General features: G+C 62.9%; 1 protein-coding gene. It reads right to left on the bottom strand.

Annotated elements, in window-relative coordinates:
- On the bottom strand, window positions 1–1,669 hold a 1,669-nt coding region (locus tag VGY55_00380; GenBank protein HEV2968409.1), incomplete at its 3' end, for a c-type cytochrome domain-containing protein.
- Between the last annotated feature and the right edge of the window lie 62 nt (window positions 1,670–1,731).

The following is a 1,731-nucleotide window of genomic DNA, read 5'->3' as shown; positions in this document are numbered from 1 at the left end:
GCCCGACCAACGCCGCGAGCGAATACTCCGTCTCGTTCGGGGGAACAATCGCGCCGTAGGCATTCACCACGTCGTAGCGAAAATGGCCGCGCCCGCTGGCGGGAATCTCCCGCTCCTCGACCATCTTGCCGAATTCGCTGTAGTCGAAGCGCTGATTGCATACGAATAGCGTGATCTTTCCCTTCACCAGCGGCTTGTCCTCTGGAGCGTGATAAATGCGGGCGATCGTGGCGGCGGCTTTTTCGGCCGCGGTGGCGATCTCGTCCAGTTTCTCGGGACCGACGTTGCCCATCACGAGAAAATTCTTCGTTTCCTTCTCCAGCGGGTTTTCATCGGGAATCGCCAGATGCCAAATGCGCCGAGCCCGCTGTGCCCTGGCCGCGGCAAGCTGCTCGGGGGTCGAAACGCCGGCGATGTAGGTCGCGGCGACGACGTCCATGGTCTGACCCGGATCGTAGCCGTCGAACTTCGCTCCCTCGGCAACCCATTTTTCGAACTTGGCGACCACGGCGGCCGAGAGGGGCGGCTTCCCTTTCGGCATCCGGTCGCCGGACAGCCCCTTGATCTTGCGGACGATGAGGCTCGCCGCCGGGTTGCCGGGTTGGACGCACACGCCGCTGGCCCCGCCTCGCAAGAGCGCGGTGAACGTCTCGAGCCGCAGTTGGCCGCCAGGATTGTTTTGCGTGCCGTGGCAAACCATGCATTGCTCGGCCAGCACCGGGGCGATGTCGCGCGAGAAGAGGACGCTCTCTTTGCCGGTGGCAGCCACGACGCTGAGCGCCGGCTCCGTCGCCATCGTTGCCGCGTTGGGGGCGCCCAGTCCGGCGATCGAATCCGTCAGATTGGCGCCGTCGAATTTCGCTCCTTGATCGATCCATCGGACGAGCATGGCCAACTCGTCCTTGGCGACCTGCCCGCCGCCGCGCGGCATGTCCCCCGACTCGATTACTTCCACAATCCGGCTGCCGTTGCCTTTGTTCGGGAGAACCACCGGGCCGTCTTTGTTCCCACGCATGAGCGAGGTGAAGGTGGCCATGCTGAACTGCCCCTTGGCGGCCGTGACATGGCATTTGCCGCACTTGGCGACCAGCAGCGGCGCGACTTGTTTGGTGAAGCTGATTGCCCCGGCGCCCGATTTAGCGGAGGGCGTGGAATTCTTGCTAACTGCCCGATTGGGGCTTGGCGTCGTCGATGGCTTCTCGCCGGCCGGCTTCGCCATCGGTTTTTCGCCGGCAAGATCCGCCAATGAGGTAACAGCCGCGCTGATCGCCGGCACCTTGGCACCCTCGATCGCCAAGTTGTCGTGCAGATTCATGAGGCGACGAGCCAGCGGCTGAAGCTGCTTGACGAGTTCCTTGGCCTCGGCCAATTCGGCAAGCGCCTTCTGGGCCGGCTGAACCATCGCCGCAGCTTCGATGAGCTTTCCGTTCTTATATAGCGTTTCGCCTTTTGTCAGCGCGGACTCGGCCGCGCGGAACTTCTCGGATTGCTCGGGAGTCGGCGCGGCCGTCGCCGGCCTGACGCAGAACCAGCCGGCAAGCATCGCAAGGGCGACAACACCTAATCTCCTCATCCGACCCGCAAGCATGTATTGCGACCTTTCTCGATAGGTATTGCTGTAGCAAACCCACTGCCCCGCAATGCCGGCGCATAGCTTCGCCGCGGCCATTATTATAAGTAGTTCAGCCAGCAAGCCACAACTTATTCCCGCCGGTTGTCACGCCAAATCGG

The organism is Pirellulales bacterium (assembly GCA_035939775.1).
In the GTDB taxonomy this organism is placed as follows: Bacteria; Planctomycetota; Planctomycetia; order Pirellulales; family DATAWG01; genus DASZFO01.
The sequence above is the reverse complement of the archived record's forward strand: the minus strand, read 5'-3'. Positions and strand labels throughout refer to the sequence as shown.